This is a genomic window from Rhodopseudomonas sp. BR0G17, assembly GCF_010907025.1.
Classification (GTDB): Bacteria; Pseudomonadota; Alphaproteobacteria; order Rhizobiales; family Xanthobacteraceae; genus Rhodopseudomonas; species Rhodopseudomonas palustris_H.
On sequence record NZ_QUML01000002.1, the window covers coordinates 147,823 to 168,133 of the forward strand.

At 64.8% G+C, this 20,311-nt stretch carries 18 protein-coding genes; 14 read left to right on the forward strand and 4 right to left on the reverse strand.

Annotation, left to right across the window (positions count from 1 at the left end; translation table 11 throughout):
- Nucleotides 1-44: 44 nt before the first annotated feature.
- The 7 genes from DY467_RS02770 to DY467_RS02800 all read left to right on the forward strand — a co-directional run bounded on the left by DY467_RS02770 (nucleotide 45) and on the right by DY467_RS02800 (nucleotide 7,384).
- Nucleotides 45-1,706: an ABC transporter substrate-binding protein gene (locus DY467_RS02770; RefSeq protein ID WP_164633938.1), complete on the forward strand. Its 1,662-nt coding sequence runs from the start codon at nucleotides 45-47 to the stop codon at nucleotides 1,704-1,706.
- A gap of 156 nt (nucleotides 1,707-1,862) precedes the next feature.
- The gene (locus DY467_RS02775) at nucleotides 1,863-2,816 is read left to right on the forward strand and encodes an ABC transporter permease (protein WP_011156327.1); all 954 of its coding nucleotides are present in this window, start codon (nucleotides 1,863-1,865) and stop codon (nucleotides 2,814-2,816) included.
- A gap of 19 nt (nucleotides 2,817-2,835) precedes the next feature.
- The gene (locus DY467_RS02780) at nucleotides 2,836-3,726 is read left to right on the forward strand and encodes an ABC transporter permease (protein ID WP_164633939.1); all 891 of its coding nucleotides are present in this window, start codon (nucleotides 2,836-2,838) and stop codon (nucleotides 3,724-3,726) included.
- Nucleotides 3,727-3,730: 4 nt separating this feature from the next.
- A complete protein-coding gene (locus DY467_RS02785; protein WP_107342945.1) occupies nucleotides 3,731-4,789 on the forward strand; it encodes an ABC transporter ATP-binding protein in 1,059 nt (352 codons plus the stop codon).
- Nucleotides 4,790-4,802: 13 nt separating this feature from the next.
- The gene (locus tag DY467_RS02790) at nucleotides 4,803-4,997 is read left to right on the forward strand and encodes a hypothetical protein (protein ID WP_164633940.1); all 195 of its coding nucleotides are present in this window, start codon (nucleotides 4,803-4,805) and stop codon (nucleotides 4,995-4,997) included.
- Nucleotides 4,994-6,406 (forward strand): amidase, encoded by a 1,413-nt coding sequence (locus tag DY467_RS02795; RefSeq protein WP_164633941.1) that lies wholly within the window; start codon nucleotides 4,994-4,996, stop codon nucleotides 6,404-6,406. Before DY467_RS02790 ends, DY467_RS02795 begins: the two co-directional genes overlap by 4 nt.
- Nucleotides 6,407-7,384: an ABC transporter ATP-binding protein gene (locus DY467_RS02800; protein ID WP_107354229.1), complete on the forward strand. Its 978-nt coding sequence runs from the start codon at nucleotides 6,407-6,409 to the stop codon at nucleotides 7,382-7,384.
- A 334-nt stretch (nucleotides 7,385-7,718) separates the two neighbouring features.
- On the opposite strand, the gene DY467_RS26840 is transcribed toward DY467_RS02800, so the two are convergent.
- Both DY467_RS26840 and DY467_RS02810 read right to left on the reverse strand, forming a co-directional pair.
- Nucleotides 7,719-7,964, reverse strand: a complete 246-nt coding sequence (locus DY467_RS26840) for a ribbon-helix-helix domain-containing protein (RefSeq protein WP_205501976.1) — start codon at nucleotides 7,962-7,964, stop codon at nucleotides 7,719-7,721.
- Between the two features lie 71 nt (nucleotides 7,965-8,035).
- Nucleotides 8,036-8,296: a hypothetical protein gene (locus tag DY467_RS02810; RefSeq protein WP_164633943.1), complete on the reverse strand. Its 261-nt coding sequence runs from the start codon at nucleotides 8,294-8,296 to the stop codon at nucleotides 8,036-8,038.
- Nucleotides 8,297-8,466: 170 nt separating this feature from the next.
- Here DY467_RS02810 and DY467_RS02815 point away from each other — a divergent pair, with 170 nt between their 5' ends.
- A complete protein-coding gene (locus DY467_RS02815; protein ID WP_164633944.1) occupies nucleotides 8,467-9,840 on the forward strand; it encodes a PAS domain-containing HWE histidine kinase family protein in 1,374 nt (457 codons plus the stop codon).
- A 6-nt stretch (nucleotides 9,841-9,846) separates the two neighbouring features.
- Here DY467_RS02815 and cysC read toward each other — a convergent pair whose 3' ends face one another.
- Entirely contained in the window at nucleotides 9,847-11,757 is a 1,911-nt protein-coding gene (gene cysC / locus DY467_RS02820; protein WP_164633945.1) for an adenylyl-sulfate kinase, read from the reverse strand.
- Nucleotides 11,758-11,778: 21 nt separating this feature from the next.
- The gene (gene cysD / locus DY467_RS02825) at nucleotides 11,779-12,666 is read right to left on the reverse strand and encodes a sulfate adenylyltransferase subunit CysD (protein ID WP_164633946.1); all 888 of its coding nucleotides are present in this window, start codon (nucleotides 12,664-12,666) and stop codon (nucleotides 11,779-11,781) included.
- A gap of 299 nt (nucleotides 12,667-12,965) precedes the next feature.
- Between cysD and DY467_RS02830 the strand changes: the two genes are divergently transcribed.
- The 6 genes from DY467_RS02830 to DY467_RS02855 all read left to right on the forward strand — a co-directional run bounded on the left by DY467_RS02830 (nucleotide 12,966) and on the right by DY467_RS02855 (nucleotide 20,276).
- A complete protein-coding gene (locus tag DY467_RS02830; protein ID WP_164633947.1) occupies nucleotides 12,966-13,706 on the forward strand; it encodes a phosphoadenylyl-sulfate reductase in 741 nt (246 codons plus the stop codon).
- A 124-nt stretch (nucleotides 13,707-13,830) separates the two neighbouring features.
- On the forward strand, nucleotides 13,831-14,820 hold the full coding sequence (locus tag DY467_RS02835; RefSeq protein ID WP_107342937.1) for a sulfate ABC transporter substrate-binding protein: 990 nt from the start codon (nucleotides 13,831-13,833) through the stop codon (nucleotides 14,818-14,820).
- A gap of 292 nt (nucleotides 14,821-15,112) precedes the next feature.
- On the forward strand, nucleotides 15,113-15,949 hold the full coding sequence (cysT, locus tag DY467_RS02840) for a sulfate ABC transporter permease subunit CysT (RefSeq protein WP_107342935.1): 837 nt from the start codon (nucleotides 15,113-15,115) through the stop codon (nucleotides 15,947-15,949).
- Nucleotides 15,950-15,953: 4 nt separating this feature from the next.
- On the forward strand, nucleotides 15,954-16,868 hold the full coding sequence (gene cysW, locus DY467_RS02845; RefSeq protein WP_164633948.1) for a sulfate ABC transporter permease subunit CysW: 915 nt from the start codon (nucleotides 15,954-15,956) through the stop codon (nucleotides 16,866-16,868).
- Nucleotides 16,858-17,904: a sulfate/molybdate ABC transporter ATP-binding protein gene (locus DY467_RS02850; RefSeq protein WP_164633949.1), complete on the forward strand. Its 1,047-nt coding sequence runs from the start codon at nucleotides 16,858-16,860 to the stop codon at nucleotides 17,902-17,904. Before cysW ends, DY467_RS02850 begins: the two co-directional genes overlap by 11 nt.
- An 878-nt stretch (nucleotides 17,905-18,782) precedes the next feature.
- Nucleotides 18,783-20,276 (forward strand): DmsE family decaheme c-type cytochrome, encoded by a 1,494-nt coding sequence (locus DY467_RS02855; protein WP_246701440.1) that lies wholly within the window; start codon nucleotides 18,783-18,785, stop codon nucleotides 20,274-20,276.
- The last annotated feature ends 35 nt before the right edge of the window (nucleotides 20,277-20,311 follow it).

The window sequence follows — 20,311 nt, forward strand, 5'->3', positions numbered from 1 at the left end:
TTGACCAGCCTGCCAATTAGTCACTGCAAAGGGACTCTCGTCGAATGCGTAATTTTCGTCGTAACAACCGTCGCGCTGCGCTGCTCGTTCTGTCGATGGCAAGCGTCTTCATGGTGCCGTCGCTGGCGTCCGCCGAGTCCGTGCTGCGCATCGGCATGACGGCCGCGGACATTCCGCGCACGCTCGGTCAGCCCGATCAGGGCTTCGAAGGTAACCGCTTCACCGGGCTGACGATGTACGACGCCCTGACGATGTGGGACCTATCGTCGGCAACCAAAGCGAGCGTCGTCATTCCAGGTCTCGCCACCGAATGGAAGGTCGAAGACGCTGATCACACAAAGTGGATTTTCAAACTTCGCCCCGGCGTGAAGTTTCACGACGGCAGCGACTTCAACGCCGACGCCGTGGTGTGGAACGTCGATAAGGTGCTCAACAAAGAAGCACCGCAATACGACCCCAGCCAGATCGGCGTGACCGCATCGCGGATGCCGACGCTGGTCTCGGCCAAGAAGATCGATGACCTGACCGTCGAGCTGACGACCAAGGAGCCCGACAGCTTCCTCCCAATCAACCTCACCAACCTGTTCATGGCGAGCCCGACCAAGTGGCAGGCGCTGTACGACAAGGCCGAGGGCGCCGACGCCAAGGCGAAGTCGACCGCAGCCTGGGCCGCCTTCGCCAAGGACGCGTCGGGCACAGGCCCGTGGAAGATGGCGAAGTTCACCCCGCGCGAACGGCTGGAGCTCGCCAAGAACGACGGTTACTGGGACAAGAACCGCATCCCGCATGTCGACCGCATGGTGCTGCTGCCGATGCCGGAAGCCAATGCCCGGACTGCAGCACTCCTCTCCGGCCAGGTCGATTGGATCGAAGCACCGGCGCCGGATGCAGTGAAGGAAATCGAAGGCCGCGGCTTCAAGATCGAGAAGAACGAACAGCCGCACGTCTGGCCGTGGCAGTTCTCGCGGATCGAAGGCTCGCCGTGGAACGACATCCGTGTCCGCCGCGCCGCCAATCTGTGTATCGATCGTGAAGGCATGCGCGACGGCCTGCTGTCGGGCCTGATGGTGCCGGCCACCGGCACGTTCGAGCCCGGCCATCCCTGGCGCGGCAAGCCGCAGTTCCAGATCAAGTACGATCTGCCCGCGGCGCAGAAGCTGATGAAGGAAGCCGGCTACGGCCCGACCAAAAAGCTGACCGTCAAGGTGCAAACTTCGGCGTCCGGCTCGGGCCAAATGCTGCCGCTGCCGATGAACGAGTATCTGCAGCAGGCGCTGGCGGAGTGTTACTTCGACGTCAAGCTCGACGTGATCGAATGGAACACGCTGTTCACCAACTGGCGCCGCGGCGTCAAGGATCCGTCGGCGAACGGCTCGGATGCGATCAACGTCACCTACGCGGCGATGGACCCGTTCTTCGCGCTGGTGCGCTTCCTGCAGTCGTCGATGGCGCCGCCGGTGTCGAACAACTGGGGCTACATCAACAACCCGAAATTCGACGAGCTGGTGAAGAAGGCGCGCACCACGTTCACCGACAAGGAGCGTGACGAAGTCCTCGCCGAGCTCAACGCCGCCTCGATCGACGACGCCGCGTTCCTCTACGTCGCCCACGACGTCGGTCCGCGTGCACTGAGCCCGAAGATCAAGGGCTTCGTGCAGCCGAAGAGCTGGTTCGTCGACTTCTCCCCGGTGTCGATCGCGCCGTAGATCGACACTGCTGAACTCCACCCCGTCATTGCGAGGAGCGAAGCGACGAAGCAATCCAGCCCAGTGCACTGATCACTGGATTGCTTCGCTGCGCTCGCAATGACGGGGAAGACGCCTCGACCCGACTGACTGCATCCTCGTTCGAGTGAGAGTCCCGTGCTCGCCTATATCGCCCGCCGCATCGTCTATGTCGTTCCGATCGTCCTCAGCGTCGCGCTGGTGTGTTTCCTGCTGGTGCACATCACGCCCGGTGATCCGCTGGTCGCGGTGCTGCCGGCGGACGCGTCGCAGGAACTCGCGGCGCAGCTCCGCGCCGCCTACGGCTTCGACCGGCCGCTGCCGGTGCAGTTCGGGCTGTGGCTGTGGAAGGCAGTGCATGGCGATCTCGGCACCTCGATCGCCACCGGCCGTCCGGTGCTGGCGGAGGTGATGCGCGCGGTCAGCAACACGGTGATGCTGGCGATCGCGGCGGCGATCATCGGGTTCTCGTTCGGCCTGCTGTTCGGCCTGATCGCCGGTTACTTCCGCGATACCTGGATCGACAAGCTGGCCACCGGCATCGCCATCGCCGGCGTCTCGGTGCCGCATTACTGGCTGGGCATGGTGCTGGTGATCGTGTTCTCGGTGCAGCTCAATTGGCTGCCTGCGGTCGGCGCCGGTCCCGGCGGCTCCGGACAATGGGCGTGGGACTGGGCGCACCTGCGCTATCTCATCCTGCCGGCGATCACCACCTCCGTCATTCCGATGGGCATCGTCACCCGCACGGTGCGGGCGCTGACCGGCGATATCCTGTCGCAGGATTTCGTCGAGGCGCTGCGCGCCAAGGGCCTGCGCGAAACCGGCGTGTTCGGCCACGTCATCAAGAACGCGGCGCCGACCGCACTCGCCGTAATGGGCCTGCAGCTGGGCTACATGCTCGGTGGCTCGATCCTGGTCGAGACGGTGTTCTCCTGGCCGGGCTCCGGCCTGTTGCTCAACTCCGCGATCTTCCAGCGCGACCTGCCGCTGCTGCAGGGCACGATCCTGGTGCTGGCGCTGTTCTTCGTGCTGCTCAATCTCTCGGTCGACATCGCGCAGGCGCTGATCGATCCACGGATCAAGCGGGCCTGATGTCATGGGAGCACCGACGATGAGTTTGACCGCTTCCGACGCCGCACCGCAGACCGCCCCCGCCGGCAAAGCCCGCGGCTATTGGGCCAATGTCGGCCGCCGCCTGATCCGCGACAAGATCGCGCTGGCCTGCGGCATCGTCCTGCTGCTGATCGTGCTCGCCGCGGTGCTGGCGCCGTGGCTACATCTGGCCGATCCGTATCAGGGCTCGATGATCCGGCGGCTGAAGCCGATCGGCACTGCCAACTATCCGCTCGGCACCGACGAGCTCGGCCGCGACATGCTGGCCCGGCTGGTCTATGGCGGCCGGCTATCGCTGTTCATCGGCGTGCTGCCGGTGATTTTCGCGTTCCTGATCGGCACCTCGCTGGGCCTCGTTGCCGGCTATGTCGGCGGCAAGGTCAACACCGCAATCATGCGCACCATCGACGTGTTCTACGCCTTCCCGTCGGTGCTGCTGGCGATCGCGATCTCCGGTGCGCTCGGCGCCGGCATCACCAACTCGATCGTATCGCTGACCGTGGTGTTCGTGCCGCAGATCACCCGCGTCGCCGAGAGCGTCACCACCAGCGTCCGCAACATGGACTTCGTCGAAGCCGCACGCGCCTCCGGCGCCGGCGCCTTCACCATCATGCGGGTGCACATGCTCGGCAACGTGCTCGGGCCGATCTTCGTCTACGCCACCGGCCTGATCTCGGTGTCGATGATCCTCGCCGCCGGCCTGTCGTTCCTCGGCCTCGGCACCAAGCCGCCGGAACCGGAATGGGGCCTGATGCTGAACACGCTGCGCACCGCGATCTACGTCAATCCCTGGGTGGCGGCGCTGCCCGGCGTGATGATCTTCGCGGTGTCGATCTGCTTCAACCTCCTGAGCGACTCGATGCGCAGCGCCATGGACATCAGGAACTGACGCGATGAGCAAAGCTGTCTCCGCAATCGCAGAGGTCGAAAAATTCGAGCCGATCGAAGACATCGGCGGCGCCGCCCAGCCGCTGTTGCAGGTCAATGGTCTCACCAAGCACTTCCCGGTGCGCGGCACCGGACTGTTCGGCGGCGCCAAAACGGTGCGGGCGGTCGACGACGTCACCTTCTCGATCGCCAAGGGCGAGACGCTGGGCATCGTCGGCGAGTCCGGCTGCGGCAAGTCGACCACCGCCCGGCTGCTGATGCACCTGATGCCGGTGACGGCCGGCGAGATCATCTTCGACGCCCGGCAGGTCGGGCGCGAACTCAGCCTGCGCGAGCTGCGCCGCGGCATGCAGATGGTGTTTCAGGACAGCTATGCGTCGCTCAATCCGCGGCTCACGATCGAGGAATCGATTGCGTTCGGCCCGAAGGTCCACGGCATGAGCGATGCCAGCGCCCGTGCGCTGGCGCGCGAACTGCTCGGCAAGGTCGGCCTTCGGCCCGAGAACTTCGCGCATCGCTATCCGCACGAAGTGTCTGGCGGCCAGCGCCAGCGCGTCAACATCGCGCGCGCACTCGCACTGTCGCCACGGCTGGTGATCCTCGACGAGTCGGTCTCCGCACTCGACAAGTCGGTCGAGGCGCAGGTCCTGAACCTGCTCGCCGACCTGAAGCGCGAATTCGGCCTGACCTATCTGTTCATCAGCCACGATCTCAATGTGGTGCGCTACATCTCCGACCGCGTGCTGGTGATGTATCTCGGCGAAGTCGTCGAACTCGGCCCGGTCGATGAAGTGTGGGACGCGCCCGCGCATCCGTACACGCGGGCGCTGCTCGCGGCGATGCCGTCGTCCGATCCCGACCGTCGCACCGAGGTTCCGCCGATCACCGGCGATCCGCCCAACCCGATCGATCCGCCGGCCGGCTGTCGTTTTCATCCGCGCTGTCCGTTCGCCGAGGCGCTATGCTCGCAGGCCAAGCCGAAGCTGTCGTCGATCGGCGACAGCGGTCATCAGGCCGCGTGCTTCATGTCGATCCCCGGCTCGGGACACAGCCGCGCCCCATAAGGAGAAATCAGCAATGATCAAACCCAACCCCGCCACGATCAAAACAATGGCGGCGATCGCAGGGCTTCCGGTCGACGACGCGGTGGCGGCACGGATCGCCAATTCGATCGGCCCGGCATTCGACGGCTTCACCCCGGTCGCCGGTACGCTGCCGTTCGATCTCGAACCGTCCACCTACGTCGTGGCGCAAAACGAGGGCGCGCGATGAGCCTGAGCGATCCGGCGCTGCTGACGCTGACCGAAGTTGCAGAGGCGATCGCCACGAAGAAACTGTCGTCGCGTGACGTCACACAGGCCTGTCTCGACCGTATCGCGCGGGCGCAGCCGAAGCTCAACGCCTTCATGGCGATCGAGCCTGAGCGCGCGCTCGCTGCAGCGGATGCGGCGGACGCCGCGCTGGCCAAGGGCGAGCGCAAAGGCCCGCTGCACGGCGTGCCGCTGGCGCACAAGGACATGTACTACGAGACCGGCTTCGTCGTGACCTGCGGCTCCAAGATCCGCCGCGACTTCGTCGCCACCACCACCTCGACCGCGCTGCAGCGGCTTAAGGATGCCGGCCAGGTTCGGCTCGGCAGCCTGCAGATGTCGGAGTTCGCCTACGGCCCGACCGGCCACAATGCGCATTATGGCGCGGTGCGTAATCCGTGGGGCCTCGACCACATCACCGGCGGCTCATCGTCGGGCTCCGGCTCGGCGGTCGCCGCGCGATTGACGTTTGCGGCGCTCGGCTCCGACACCGGCGGTTCGATCCGGATGCCGGCGCATTTCTGCGGCGTCACCGGGCTGAAGACCACCGTCGGGCTGGTCAGCCGCGCCGGCGCGATGCCGCTGTCGCATTCGCTCGACACCGTCGGACCGCTGGCTCGCACCGCCGAAGATTGCGCCCTGCTCACCGGGCTGATGGCCGGCGCTGATCCTGCTGATCCGACCGCGTCGCATCGTCCGGTGCCAGACTATCTGGCCGCCGCCAAACAACCGCTGCAAGGTCTCAGCATCGGCATTCCGAAATCGTTCTATGTCGACGATCTGGACCCCGAGGTCGCACGCGTGCTCGACGACACCAAAGCAGCGCTGGTGCGCGAAAGCGTGCGTGTCATCGAAGTCGAACTGCCGGATCAGCGCCAGCTCAGTGCCGCCGCACAGCTCGTGCTCGCGGTCGAAGCTGCCGGCTTCCATGGCCAGTGGATGCACGAGCGGCCGCAGGACTACGGCCCGCAGGTGCTGATGCGGCTGCAGAACGCGCTGGCGATTCCGGCCGTCACTTATCTCGAAGCGATGCGCTGGCGCGGCGTCGCGCTCGCGGAGTTCGCCGCGGCGGTGGCCGGCGTCGATGCGGTGCTGGCGCCGGTGTCGCCGGTGCCGGCCCCGACGATCGCAGAGAGCGACGTCGGCAACAGCCTGAACGCCGAAGCCGTGATCCAGCGGCTGACCCGTTTCACCCGGCCGATCAACTATCTCGGCCTGCCGTCGCTGGCGCTGCCCTGCGGCTTCTCCAAGGCCGGCCTGCCGATCGGCCTGCAACTGATCGGCCGCCCGTTCGACGAAGCGACGCTGCTGCGGATCGGCGCAGGCTGGCAGCGCGCCACCGACTTCCATCGGCAATGCCCGGAGCTGTAGATGAGCAACCTGGTCGAAATCCGCGATCTCAACGTCCGCTTCACCGGCGAGCGGACCGTGTACGCCATCAACGATCTCAACCTCTCGCTCGGCCAGGGTGAGGTGCTGGGCCTGCTCGGCGAGTCCGGCTCGGGCAAGAGCGTCACGCTGCGCGCCTTGATGCGGCTGCTGCCGAAGAAGCGCACCGCGATCACCGGCAGCATCCGGGTCGCCGGCCAGGACGTGCTGGCGCTCGATGACGAAGCGTTGTCGACCTTTCGTGGCCAGACCGTATCGATGATCTTCCAGGAGCCGGCGCTGGCGCTCGATCCGGTCTACACGGTCGGCCAGCAGATCGCCGAGTCGGTGATGCGCCACGAAGGCAAGAGCAAGCGCGAGGCGATGGCCCGCGCGCTTGAGATGCTCGAGGTAGTTCGCATCCCGTCGGCGAAGCGGCGGCTCGACGCCTATCCGCACGAGATGAGCGGCGGCATGCGGCAGCGCGCCATGATCGCGCTGGCGCTAGCCTGCAAGCCGAAGATCCTGCTCGCCGACGAGCCGACCACAGCGCTCGACGCGACCGTGCAGATTCAGATCCTGCTGCTGCTACGCGAATTGCAGCGCGAGTTCGGCATGTCGGTGATCTTCGTCACCCACGATATCGGCGTGGCGATCGAAATCTGCGACCGCGTCGCCGTGATGTATGCCGGCCAGACGATCGAGCAGGGTTCGTTGCGCGATATCGTACGCGAGCCGCAGCATCCTTACGCGCAGGGCCTGCTCGCCTCGACGGTGCATGGCGCCAAACGCGGCGCGCGGCTGGAAACCATTCCGGGGGCACCGCCATCGCTTGATACCAAGCCGCAGGCTTGCTCGTTCGCGCCGCGCTGCGCGCATGCTCAACCGCGCTGTTCGGCTGGGCTGCCGCCTGAAGTGGCCCTCGGGCCGGGCCGGATGGCGCGATGCGTCTTGGCCGAGCCGGCCGCAATGGTCGGCTGAGGAGACAGCGCTGGCGATCGCGCGCGGTGTAGGCGCGCATCTGGGCATCCGGATGCGGCTGCCGAACAGAATCCTTCGGGATTTAGTGCTCAAGATTGCACGACAGCGGCCGATTTGTCGTTCCGCAACTTTCCTTAGAATATATGCCGTATTGAGACGACGGCCCAACAGATCGTTGGTACTAACTCAGAATGGGGAAAAGGAGCTCAGCCACCAGATCGTCAGACAACCTGCTGCAGCTACAATGGTCTTTACTGTGCGCGGCCCCTCGGCTTCTAGTGCAAGCAACCCGAAGATCCGCAAAGTCAGCTTTTCGCGCTGGCGTCCAGTATTTTCAACTCCCACCGGCGCCTCCCGTTGTTGAGCCTTTACGAGGCTCGCTGCTGCTCGGCCCTGGACCGGGCTTTCGATTCTCGGGGTGGTACTGAAGTTCAGAAGAACCTGCCATTACGTCTGGTAGCAGGCGGATTGCTCTGTCTATCGCATCAGAGCGGTTCACCTTGAGCAGCCGACATGCCTCGTCGAGACGGGCGAGGGTATCTACAGAAAGTCTGACTGAAATGATTTGCTTCGAGGACATGGCCCCACAATAGGGGGAAAATCTAAATACTTCCTTAATTTCGTAATACGCGGCACCCTGGCGGACAAATCTCAAATTTCGTCCCAGACATAAGCAGCTGCGCCGATGGCACCTTCCTGCGCGCAGGTCCGACGTAAAAATACCGCATCAGATTGATCCGGAACTGAATCTTCAGAAGGCACCGCCCACAAATGCTGCGTATCCCCCGGCTGGTCCCTGCTCTTGCATACCGCCAGGGCAAGTTTTTTCAGGCCCCCGCCAGCAGGGCTCTTTTCTTTGCTGGTTGCGTCCTCGACGTTTTCCAGCGGCTCCGCCTCTTGATCGGCCTTCATTGTTTAGGCTCCGGCGGGAGATCTGCGACAGGCTTTCCTCGGTGCCATAGCAACGCGAGGCGAATTACAAATGAGGTGGCGGGCGACCGCTAACTGGTGTTCATTGCGCGCGGGGTCTGGCCGCCGAATCCGGCCGTGGACATCCCCGTCCAATGGAACTCTGCGCCAGAATGAACCGACAATCCCGGCCTCTTTCGATCGCGCATCGTGACCACCACTTCGCGGCGATCGTCCAGCATTCGTTCGATGCCATCGTCTCCAAGGACGTCGATGGAACCGTGCAGAGCTGGAACCCGGCGGCCGAGCGCATCTTCGGCTGGACCGCCGCCGAAATGATCGGGCGATCGATCCGCGTCCTGATCCCGGCGGATCGTCAGCACGAAGAAGACGATATCCTGCGGCGGATACGTGCCGGCGAGATGGTGCCGAAGTTCGAGACCGAACGGCTGCACAAAAGCGGCCAACGAATCCATGTCGCGGTGACGGTGTCGCCGCTACGCGACACTGATGGCCGCATCGTCGGCGCCTCGAAGATCGCCCACGACATCACCGAGACCATGGAGATCCGCCATCGGCTGATCGCCAGCGAGCATCAGTTCCGCACCCTTGCCAATTCGATTCCGCAGCTCGCCTGGATCGCCGGCAGCGACGGCACCGTGTTCTGGTACAACGACCGCTGGTTCGACTACACCGGCACCACGCTCGAGCAGATGCAGGGCGACGGTTGGACTACTGTGCATCATCCCGATCACATCGAACGTGTCAGCAGCCGGCTGCAGCATAGCTGGGACACCGGTGAAGAGTGGGAGGACACGTTCCCGCTGCGCGGCAAAGACGGTGAGTATCGCTGGTTCCTGTCGCGGGCGATGCCGCTGCGCGACCACACCGGCCAGGTGTGGCGCTGGTTCGGCACCAACACCGACATCACGGTACAGCGCCAGCACGAACAGCAGATCCAGATGCTGATGGGCGAGATCAATCACCGTGCCAAGAACATGCTCGCAGTGGTGCAGGCGATGGTGATGCGCACTGCGGACCGGAGCTTCGCCGAAAGCCTCGGCGCGCGGCTGCAGGCACTCAGCCGCAACCAGGACCTCCTAATCAAGCGCAACTGGTCGGGAACGCCGATCGCTGAACTGATCGAATCGCAGCTCGCCGCGGTGAACGACCTGATCAACACCCGGGTGTCGATCGAGGGCGAGCGCGAGTTGCTGCTGTCGCCGGTCGCCTCCGAAACGATCGGGCTGGCGATCCACGAGCTGACCACCAATGCGACCAAGTATGGCGCGCTCTCGAATGCGGACGGCAGCGTGCGGATTGCTTGCGACATCCGTGATACGGCCGAAGGCCGCAAGCTCGACCTGATTTGGCATGAGCAAGGCGGCCCGCCGGTCGGCGAGCCGAACCGTGCAGGCTTCGGCACTGTGATGATCGACCGCAACCCCCGCGCCGCGCTTGGCGCCGAGGTCGAGATCAGCTACCCCGAATCCGGCCTGCGGTGGCGTCTCACCGCTCCGCTCGACCGGCTCGTCGCGGTGCCGTAGCCCGCATCAGATATGCGCCGCGAGATCGGCGAGATCTTCGATCAGCACGTCGGTCTGCGCCAGCATGGTCTCGACCTGCCCCACGGCTTCGCTGACCGACAGGCCCGCGGTGTCGAGCACCAGTTCGCTGGCGGTCGGCGGCTGATAGTCGTTGCCGATGCCGGTGAAGTTCGGCAATCCGCCGGCACGTGCCTTGGCGTAGTGCCCCTTCGGATCGCGCTGTTCGCAGACGTCAGCCGAGGTCGCGACATAGATCTCGCGGAAGCGATCACCGGCGATGCGCCGTGCCGCGGCGCGGTCGGCGAGCGCCGGCGATACTGCCGCAACGATCGCCACGTGGCCATTGGCGGCGAGATGGGCGGCGAGCTCGGCGAGGCGACGGATATTCTCCGCCCGGTCCGCCGGCGAGAAGCCGAGGTCGCTGTTGAGCCCGGCACGCAGCGTGTCGCCGTCGAGCAGGATCGGCGAGCCGCCGCGATCGAACAGCCGACGCTCGAGCGCCCGCGCGATCGTGGTCTTGCCGGAGCCCGGCAGCCCGGTGAACCACAACACCGCGCCGTTGTGGCGATAGCGCGCGGCGCGTTCGCCCGGCAGCAGCGCGGACTCCACCGGGACGATATCGGCGGTCGCGGCGCGCTGGCCGCTATCGACGCTGAGCACCAGACCACCGCCCGCGATCCGGCCGTTGATTTCGATCACCAGCCGCCCGGTGCGCGGATTGCTATCGGCCGGATCGGCCGCGACCGGCTGAGACAGCGACAGATCGATTTCGCCGACATGATTGCGTTTGATCTCGGATGCGGCCTCGCTGGCGAGATCGCCGGGATCGACCGCCTTCTCGATCGCCACGACGTTCGCGCGGGTCTCGCGGGTGCCGAGCCGCACCAGCACCGAGGCGCCGGCGGTGAGCGGCTGATCGTGCAGCCAGAAAATCCGCGCACGCAGCCGGCGGGTGTCGCGCGGAGCATTGCCGGCATGACCGATCACGTCGCCGCGTTCGACGAACAGCTCACGGTCGAGCGTAATGCCGACCGAACGGCCGGCGCCGAACGCGCCGGCAAGCGGCGTCACCGGCCAACCTTCGACGGTCTTGATCTTGGCAATCTTGCCGGCCGGCATGATGACGATGTCGTCGCCCGCCCGCAGATGCCCGGACTCGATACGGCCGGCGACGATGCGGCGATCGTCGAACTTGTAGATCGCCTGCACGGCGAGCCGCAGCGGCAGCGCATCGAGCGGCTGCGCCGGCGTCAGCTTGTCGATCGCCTCGACCACGGTCGGGCCGTCGTACCAGGCGATATTGTCGGTGCGCGCCGCCACGCCGTCACCTTCGCGCGCCGAGATCGGTATCACGGCGGTCGGCGTGACGCCGAGCGAGGTCAGATGCGCGGTGATCTCGTTGCTGATGTCACCGAACCGCGCGGCCGAGAACTCGACCCGGTCCATCTTGTTGACCACCACGGCGACCTGCTTGATGCCGAGCAGTTGTAGCAGATAACCGTGACGCCGCGTCTGATCGCGCACGCCTTCGAGCGCGTCGATGATCAGCACCGCGCCATCGGCCTGCGAGGCGCCGGTGATCATGTTGCGCAGGAATTCGGCGTGGCCGGGCGCGTCGATCAGCACCACGTCGCGCGACGGCGTGCGGAAACGGATCTGAGTGGTGTCGATGGTGATGCCCTGGTCGCGCTCGGTCTGCAGCGCATCGAGCAGGAACGACCACTCGAACGGCATGCCGCGGCGGGCACTGACCGCCTTCAGCATCTCGAGCTTGCCTTCGGGCAGCGAACCGGTTTCGTGCAGCAGGCGGCCGACCAGCGTCGACTTGCCGTGGTCGACGTGGCCGACGATGACGATGCGCACCAGCGGACGAACGGCGTCGGCGGCGAGCGAGGCGGGCGGAACGGCGATGGTCATGGCGTCACTCACGGGTGCGGATCACAGATAGCCGGCGACACGAAGCCGCTCGAACGCATCCTCGGTTTCGTGGTCGAGCGCACGGCCGGCGCGCTCCGGCACCTTGGTGGTCTCGAGTTCGAGCAGGATCTCGTCGATCGAGGCGGCGTTAGACTCCACCGGGGAGGTGATGTCCTGATCGCCGAGCGAGCGGTAGCGCTTGCCGTTTTGCGACAGATACAGCGGGATGATCGGGATCCCTTCGCGCTTGGTGTAGGCCCAGATGTCGGCCTCGGTCCAATGCAGGATCGGGTGGATGCGCAGATGCGCGCCGGGCGGCGGCGAGGCGTTGAACTGATCCCAGAATTCCGGCGGCTGGTCACGGACATCCCACCCGCCCTCGGTGCCGCGCGGCGAGAACACCCGCTCCTTGGCGCGAGTGGCTTCTTCGTCGCGGCGGATGCCGGCGATCAGTCCGTCGAAGCCGTATTTGGCGAGCGCGAGCTTGAGGCCTTCGGTCTTGCGCGCAGCGGAGCGTGCAGCCGGCGGCAGCGTCGGATCGACACTGTCGATCGGTGGGCATGGATCGACACGCAGATCGAGATCCCATTGCTTCGCGTAGGTATCGCGGAACGCGTACATCTCGGGAAATTTCTTGCCGGTATCGACGTGGAGCGCCGGGAACGGGACGCGGCCGAAGAACGCTTTCCGTGCCAGCCAGATCATCACGTTGGAGTCTTTGCCGAGCGACCACAGCAGCGCCAGCTTCTTCAGCCGCGCGAACGCCTCGCGCAGGATGTAGATGCTCTGCGCCTCCAGCGCGTCGAGGTGATCCATCGCACGGAGCTGATCAGCAAGCGGCGGCTCAGGCACTAAACTCCGCTCAGGGACCGAAACCAGGGCGGCGGTTTCTCGCGCAGCGAGCGTCATGACAAGCTCCCGAATTGGCGGTCCGGATCAGCGCCGGGCCGGTCGTGGCTACGGGTTCGAAACGCCGTCCGAAGCAGCAGGAGAACGGGCATCTCTGGAACGCGTAAAACGGAGATGGAATTTCTCTTTCGAATGCCATCAGCAGAAAGAATAATTTTCTATCGATGGCGCTTGTAAGATACATAGATAGAAAATATTTCTAGTCAATCCTCCTTCGTGGTCGGGCGAGATGCTGAGCACAATGGCGGAGTGATGGACCGTGATGATCAGGACGTTGTGACCTCAGGACGTGGTGACCGATGACCGAGCTGGCGCAATCTCTCCCCCTCTCCACTCCCGCCTCCACGGGCGTGGAGGCGCGCGCGCGGGCGCTCGATGCCGCGCTGCGGACCGCCTCGCCGGCCGAAGTCATCGCCGCAGCGCTCCGCGAAATCGGCCGCGATAAGCTGGCGCTGGTGTCGTCATTCGGCACCGAGTCCGCCGCGCTGTTGAAAGTGTTGGCGGACGTCGATCCGGCGATCCCTGTGGTGTTTCTCGACACCGGCTGGCTGTTCGAAGAAACCCTCGCCTATCGCGATACGCTCACCGACGTACTCGGCCTGCGCGACGTACGCTCGATCAAGCCGCTCGAGGCCGATCTCGATCGCGACGATGCGGCGCGCGAGTTATGGTTTTCCGATCCGGACAAATGCTGTCTGATCCGCAAAGTCGAACCGCTGAAGCGGGCGCTGGCGCCGTTCGACGGCTGGATCAACGGCCGCAAGCGATTTCAGGGCGGCGTGCGCGCCGACATTCCGGTCGTCGAAGCCGACGGCAAGCGGCTGAAGTTCAATCCGTTCGCCAATGTCACGCCAACCGACATCGCGGCGATCTACGCCACCGCCAAGCTGCCGCAGCATCCGCTACTTGCCTCGGGGTTTCTCTCCGTCGGCTGCATGCCGTGTACCAGCCGCGCTGAAGCCGGTGAGGATCCGCGCGCCGGTCGCTGGCGCGGACGCGGCAAGACGGAATGCGGCATTCACACGATCAAGACTTCATAGGACATTGCTGTTGCAACTAAGCGAACATTGAAATGCCGTTTCGTTGACTTGGCCCGCTTTGTTCGTGACTTTCGCCCCTCCGCGCCGACGACACCGACGTCGTCAAGCACAATGGAGATCATCGATGCTTCGCCGTTTCCTTCCCATCTTCGCCGGCCTGTTGGTGGCGACCGCCGCGAACGCGGCCGACGTATCGCTGCTGAACGTGTCGTACGATCCGACGCGCGAGCTATATGCCGATTTCAACAAATCGTTCGCCGCCGCGTACCAAAAGGAATCCGGCAACAACGTCACGATCAAGCAGTCGCATGGCGGCTCGGGCGCGCAGGCGCGCTCGGTGATCGACGGCCTGCAGGCGGACGTCGTCACGCTGGCGCTCGCCTACGACATCGATGCAATCGCCAACAAGGGTTTGCTGGCGAAGGACTGGCAGAAGCGCCTGCCGCAAAACTCCTCGCCCTACACCTCGACCATCGTGTTCCTGGTGCGCAAGGGCAATCCGAAGGGCATCAAGGACTGGGACGATTTGCTCAAGTCCGGCGTCAGCGTGATCACGCCGAACCCGAAAACCTCGGGCGGTGCGCGCTGGAACTACCTGGCGGCCTGGGGCTACGCGCTGAAGAAGGCCGGCTCGCCGGAGGCGGCGCGTGACTTCGTCGCCAAGCTCTACAAGCAGGTTCCGGTGCTCGACACCGGCGCGCGCGGCTCCACCGTCACCTTCGTCGAGCGTGGCGTCGGCGACGTACTGCTGGCCTGGGAGAACGAAGCCTATCTCGCCGTGAAGGAATTCGGCGCCGATAAATTCGAGATCGTGGCGCCGTCGGTGTCGATCCTCGCCGAGCCGCCGGTCGCGGTCGTCGATACCGTCGTCGACAAAAAGGGCACCCGCGCGACCGCCGAAGCCTATCTGAAGTACCTGTACTCCAAGGACGGTCAGGAAATCGCCGCACGGAACTTCTACCGTCCGCGCGATCCGGAGGTTGCCAAGAAGCACGAAGGCGCGTTCGCCAAGGTCGATCTGTTCACGATCGACGATGTGTTCGGCGGCTGGACCAAGGCGCAGACCGAGCACTTCGCCGACGGCGGTGTGTTCGATAAGATCTACAAGAACTGAGCGACGCGAGCGTCGCAGCGCGACCGCTCATTGGGGGTGACATGCTTCACGGCAACGGCAGCGCGCTCCCTCTCCCCGCTCGCGGGGAGAGGGGTGGGGTGATGGGTCGCTTCAGCGAGTGTGAGCCTGCGTGCGCGATCTTCAGTGCTTCCGCCCGCCATTGCGAGCCGAACGCGAAGCAATCCAGCTCTGTGCACGACGCTGGATTGCTTAGTCGCTTCGCTCCTCGCAATGACGCCGATGTTGCGTTGGTGCATGTCGATCTACATGGAAGCTTCGCACAGGTGACGCCATGACTGCTGTTGCGCAACGGCGATCGCTGCCTGGGTTTGGGCTCACCATGGGACTGACGATCACCTGGCTATCGCTGATGATCCTGATCCCGTTGGCGGGGCTGTTCGTCAAAACTGCCGAGCTAAGCTTCGCCGACTTTTGGTCGACGGTGACAGCGCCGCGCACCCTGCACGCGCTGAAGATCTCGTTCGGCCTGGCGTTCGCCGCAGCCTGCGTCAATCTGGTCGCCGGGCTGCTGATCGTCTGGGCGCTGGTGCGCTACCGTTTCCCGGGCCGCCGGATTTTCGACGCGATCGTCGACATTCCGTTTGCCCTGCCGACCGCGGTGGCCGGTATCGCGCTGACCACGCTGTTCGCGCAGAAGGGCTGGCTCGGCGCGCCGCTGGCTGCGCTCGGCATCAAGGTGGCGTTCACGCCGCTCGGCATTTTCCTGGCGATGATCTTCATCGGCATTCCGTTCGTCGTGCGCACCGTGCAGCCGGTGCTGCTTGATCTCGACACCGAACTCGAAGAGGCGGCCGAATGCCTCGGCGCTTCGCGATGGCAGACGATCTGGCGCGTCATTCTTCCCTCACTGACGCCGGCGTTGCTCACGGGCTTCGCCCTCGCCTTCGCTCGCGCGGTCGGCGAATACGGCTCGGTGATCTTCATCGCCGGCAACCTGCCCAACGTTTCGGAGATCGCTCCCTTGCTGATCGTGATCCGGCTGTCGGAATTCCGTTATGCCGACGCTACCGCGATCGCGGTGGTGATGCTGATCTTCTCGTTCCTGATCATCTTCGTTCTTAACCGGATCCAGCACTGGGCGCAGTCCCGGTCGCTGGCCACGGCGTGACGCCATGACGATGATTGCCACCAGTCAAGTCAGGCGTGCAGCGATCGCATCTGCAGACGCCGCAGCGCCAGCCGCCGCCGGACGCCGGTCCGCCCACACCGAGCCGGCTTGGGTGCGGCTGCTGATCATCGGCTTCGCCCTCACCTTCCTCACCGTGTTCGTGGTGCTGCCGCTGATCCTGGTGTTTTCCGAGGCCCTGGCGAAAGGCGTCGCATTTTATCTGTCGGCGCTGGCCGACGAGGAGGCGCTGGCGGCGATCAAACTGACGCTGATTGCGGCCGGCATTTCGGTCGGTCTTAATCTGGTGTTCGGTGTCATCGCCGCTTGGGCGATCGCGAAGTTCGACTTTCCCGGCAAGACTTTCCTGATCACGCTGATCGATCTGCCGTTCTCGGTCTCGCCCGTGATCTCCGGCCTCGTCTTTGTGCTGCTGTTCGGCGCGCAAGGCTGGTTCGGACCATGGCTGATGGCGCATGGCGTTCAGATCCTGTTCGCGGTGCCGGCGATCGTGCTGGCGACGACCTTCGTCACCTTCCCGTTCGTGGCGCGCGAACTGATCCCGCTGATGCAGGAGCAGGGCCAGCAGGAAGAAGAAGCCGCGATCTCGCTCGGCGCCAGCGGCTGGACCACCTTCTGGCGCGTCACCCTGCCGAACATCAAATGGGGCCTGCTGTACGGCGTGCTGCTGTGTAACGCCCGCGCCATGGGCGAGTTCGGCGCTGTGTCGGTGGTCTCCGGCCATATCCGCGGCGAGACCAACACCATGCCGCTGCTGGTCGAAATTCTCTACAACGAGTACCAGATGGTGGCCGCATTCGCGATCGCCTCGCTGCTGGCGCTGCTCGCGCTGGTGACGCTGATCGTCAAGACCGTGCTGGAAGGCCGCATCGAAGAGGGGCTGCATCCCGATGACCATTGAAGTCCGCAACATCGTCAAGGAATTCGGCAGCTTCCGCGCACTCGACAATGTCGACCTGCGGGTCGAGACCGGCGAGCTGATGGCGCTGCTCGGTCCCTCCGGCTCCGGCAAGACCACGCTGCTCCGGATCATTGCCGGCCTCGAGTGGCCGGACTCCGGTGTGGTGACGATCGACGGCGAAGACGCGCTGGCCCACGGCGCGGCCGAGCGCCACGTCGGCTTCGTATTCCAGCACTACGCGCTGTTCCGGCACATGAACGTGTTCGAGAACGTCGCGTTCGGCCTGCGCGTCCAGCCGCGCAAGATCCGCAAGAGCGAGGCGGAGATCAAGAAGCGGGTCGGCGATCTGCTCGATCTGGTGCAGCTCGGCTGGCTCGCCGACCGCTATCCGAACCAATTATCCGGCGGTCAGCGCCAGCGTATCGCGCTTGCCCGCGCTCTGGCGATCGAGCCCCGCATCCTGCTGCTCGACGAGCCGTTCGGCGCGCTCGATGCCAAGGTGCGCAAAGAACTGCGCGCCTGGCTGCGCAATCTGCACGAGGAGATTCACGTCACCTCGATCTTCGTGACCCACGACCAGGAAGAGGCGCTCGAAGTCGCCAACCGCGTCGTGGTGATGGACAAAGGCCGGATCGAACAGATCGGCTCGCCAGGTGATGTTTATGAGCGCCCGGCATCAGCCTTCGTGCACGGCTTCATCGGGGAGTCGATCGTGCTGCCGGTCGAGGTGCGTGACGGGCGGGTCCGGCTCGGCGACCGCGACCTCGATCTCACCGCCCAGGACACCGCCGCGGGCCCGTCCAAGCTGTTCGTCCGCCGCCACGACGTGACGGTCGGCCCGAGCGGCAGCGGCGTGTTCGAAGGTGCGGTGAAAGCCGTACGTGCGTTCGGCCCGATGCAGCGCGCCGATATCGTGCTGAGCGACCTCGGTGGCGATACGCTGATCGAGATCGACGCCCCGCGCGATCACTCCCTCAAGGTCGGCGACCGGATCGGCCTGCAGCCCCAGCGTTACCGCATCTTCGCCGACCGTTAGGCCTTGCTCGTCCGGTTTCGCAACGCAGCTCGCTCACCGGCGGGCCGCTAGAGGTCGGCTCGTCCGATTAGGCCGAGACCGCGCGAGCATTTACCAATCTACCGATCCCGCGATTGCGCAACGGTTCGACGAACTTGCGGCCAAGCTCCTTTCCTCCACGGCACCTGATTACAGAGAAGCACCCAGCTCCACCACTGAGCACCTTGCGGCAGGTCGAAATCACCATTTTCTCGCTAATGATAATCAATTGACTGCCCCAAACTCGGGACTGGTCACGACAGTAAGTAATATGTTGCCGCAGCGATTAGTCGATGAAGAGCACTTCATATCCGCGCAGCGCTCAATCCCTGCGACAGAACGCCACAACCTAGACCACCGCGGAGCACCATGCTCCGCACCAGCGCTGCATTGCGCACAGTGCATTTTGATTAGTTACAATCATGAGTTAGTCGCGACAGCGACGACTACTCAACCACCGCACTCCAGCTCACTCGCTGCATATGCTAACAGATGTGAGTAATTGATCTCGATCAAATACGCGTTTTAGTACGGCATGTGAATTTTGATGACAGATTGTGACTAATTACTTCCCGGACAACTCCGGCAAGCGTCGTGATGCAGGCTGAACCTGCACCAACGGACTTTTTCAAACTGAAATGATCTTCGCTCGACGTCGCCCGCGACACGTGGACGGCGATCGATGGTGGCTGACAAAAATCATTGTGCTTTGAGCACTTGCGGGGGACGCAATGGGGGGCTCTCGGGGGGCGGCGGCTGCGCGCGACCAAAATCGGCGCGGCCGCCGGAGCTGGATCTCGTCGCTGTTCGTATCGATTGCACTGGCCTGGGGGACCTGGCCAGCCGGCGCCGAGCCGGCGATGGTCGAGCACACCGCCTTGCCGCATGACGGCCAAATCGGCGCGGTCGATCCGTCGGTCAATGCACTGGTCGACTACGTGCGCGGCCTGCAGAGCGCCGGCAAGACCGAACCGAACTTCACGCCGGTGCCAGCCCACGGCCTCGCGCTCGGTAACGGACATCGCGGCGGGCATGGGGGCATGTCGGGCCACCGCGCCTCTGCGCATGGTTCACCACACGGCGGTTCTGCAGCCGGTCCGCGCTTCGACACCCGGTTTGCCGGGCACGGTTCGAGCGAGGCCTTACTGGCGCTTCCCCAGATCGACGGAGGCCCGCAGCTCGAGCAGACCCTGCGGTTTGCGGCTTCGCTGCGCTTCGCCACACTCAGCGAAAAGCGCATCCTGCGCTCTCACGCGACCCGCCATACGCTCGCTGCGCGGCTCGCCCGCGAGCCTGACTACGTGGCGGAGATGCCGGAGCCGGTCCGGGATGCCGCCACGGTGACCACCTGGGTCGCGCTGGAAAACTTCGACGACACGATCGAACAGCCGAAGCAGTTCGGCTTCATCGAGATCCTCGCCGCCAAGGCGGATGATTCCCGGCCGGTCCTGATGGTGGCGACGCGCGAGCCGAAGGCTGCGGCCGCCGGGCGTGCCCCAATGGTGGCGCCCGCACCGGGCGATCCCGATGGCCGTTACTTCGTCGGCTCCAAGCCGTGCGAGACCTGCCACGCCGGCCTGTTCGACGAGTTTCAGCAGACCGTGATGGGCCGCAACATCAAGTCCGGCAAGGTCACGCCGCAGGGCAAGATGGAGTGCGAGACCTGCCACGGCCCCGGCTCGGCGCACGTCAATGGCGGCGGCGGCCGCGAGAAGGGCGGCATCCGCTCGTTCCGGCCGACCGACAGCCGCGGCTTCGATGTCGCCGAGGCCAACAGCGTCTGCCTGAGCTGCCACGAGAAGGGTGACCAGACCTATTGGCAGGGATCGCAGCACGAGACCCGCGGCCTCGCCTGCGTCAACTGCCACACCGTGATGCGCAAGGTGTCGCCGCGCAATCAGCTCAAGACCGTGCAGGTGATGGATACTTGCTTCCAGTGCCACAAGGATCGCAAAGCGCAGGTGCAGCGCAGCTCGCACATGCCGATCCGCGAAACCAAAATCACCTGCGTCAATTGCCACAACCCGCACGGCAGCGCGACCGAGAAGCTGTTGCGCGAGGCGACCGTCAACGACACCTGCTACACCTGCCACGCCGACAAGCGCGGACCGTTCCTGTTCGAACATCCGCCGGTCCGCGAGAACTGCCTGAACTGCCACGAACCGCACGGCTCCAACCACGAGTCGCTGCTGATCGTCGCGCGTCAGCGGCTGTGCCAGCAGTGCCATACCAACCCGCACAACCAGCCAGGTCTGCCGACGTCGGCGCGCTGGGCAGTCGGGAACGCCTGCCAGAATTGTCACAACAACATCCACGGCTCCAACGCGCCGTCCGGATCGCGCTGGCACCGATAGCTCGGGGCCAGGGACAGCGACGGCTGCGGCCGCCG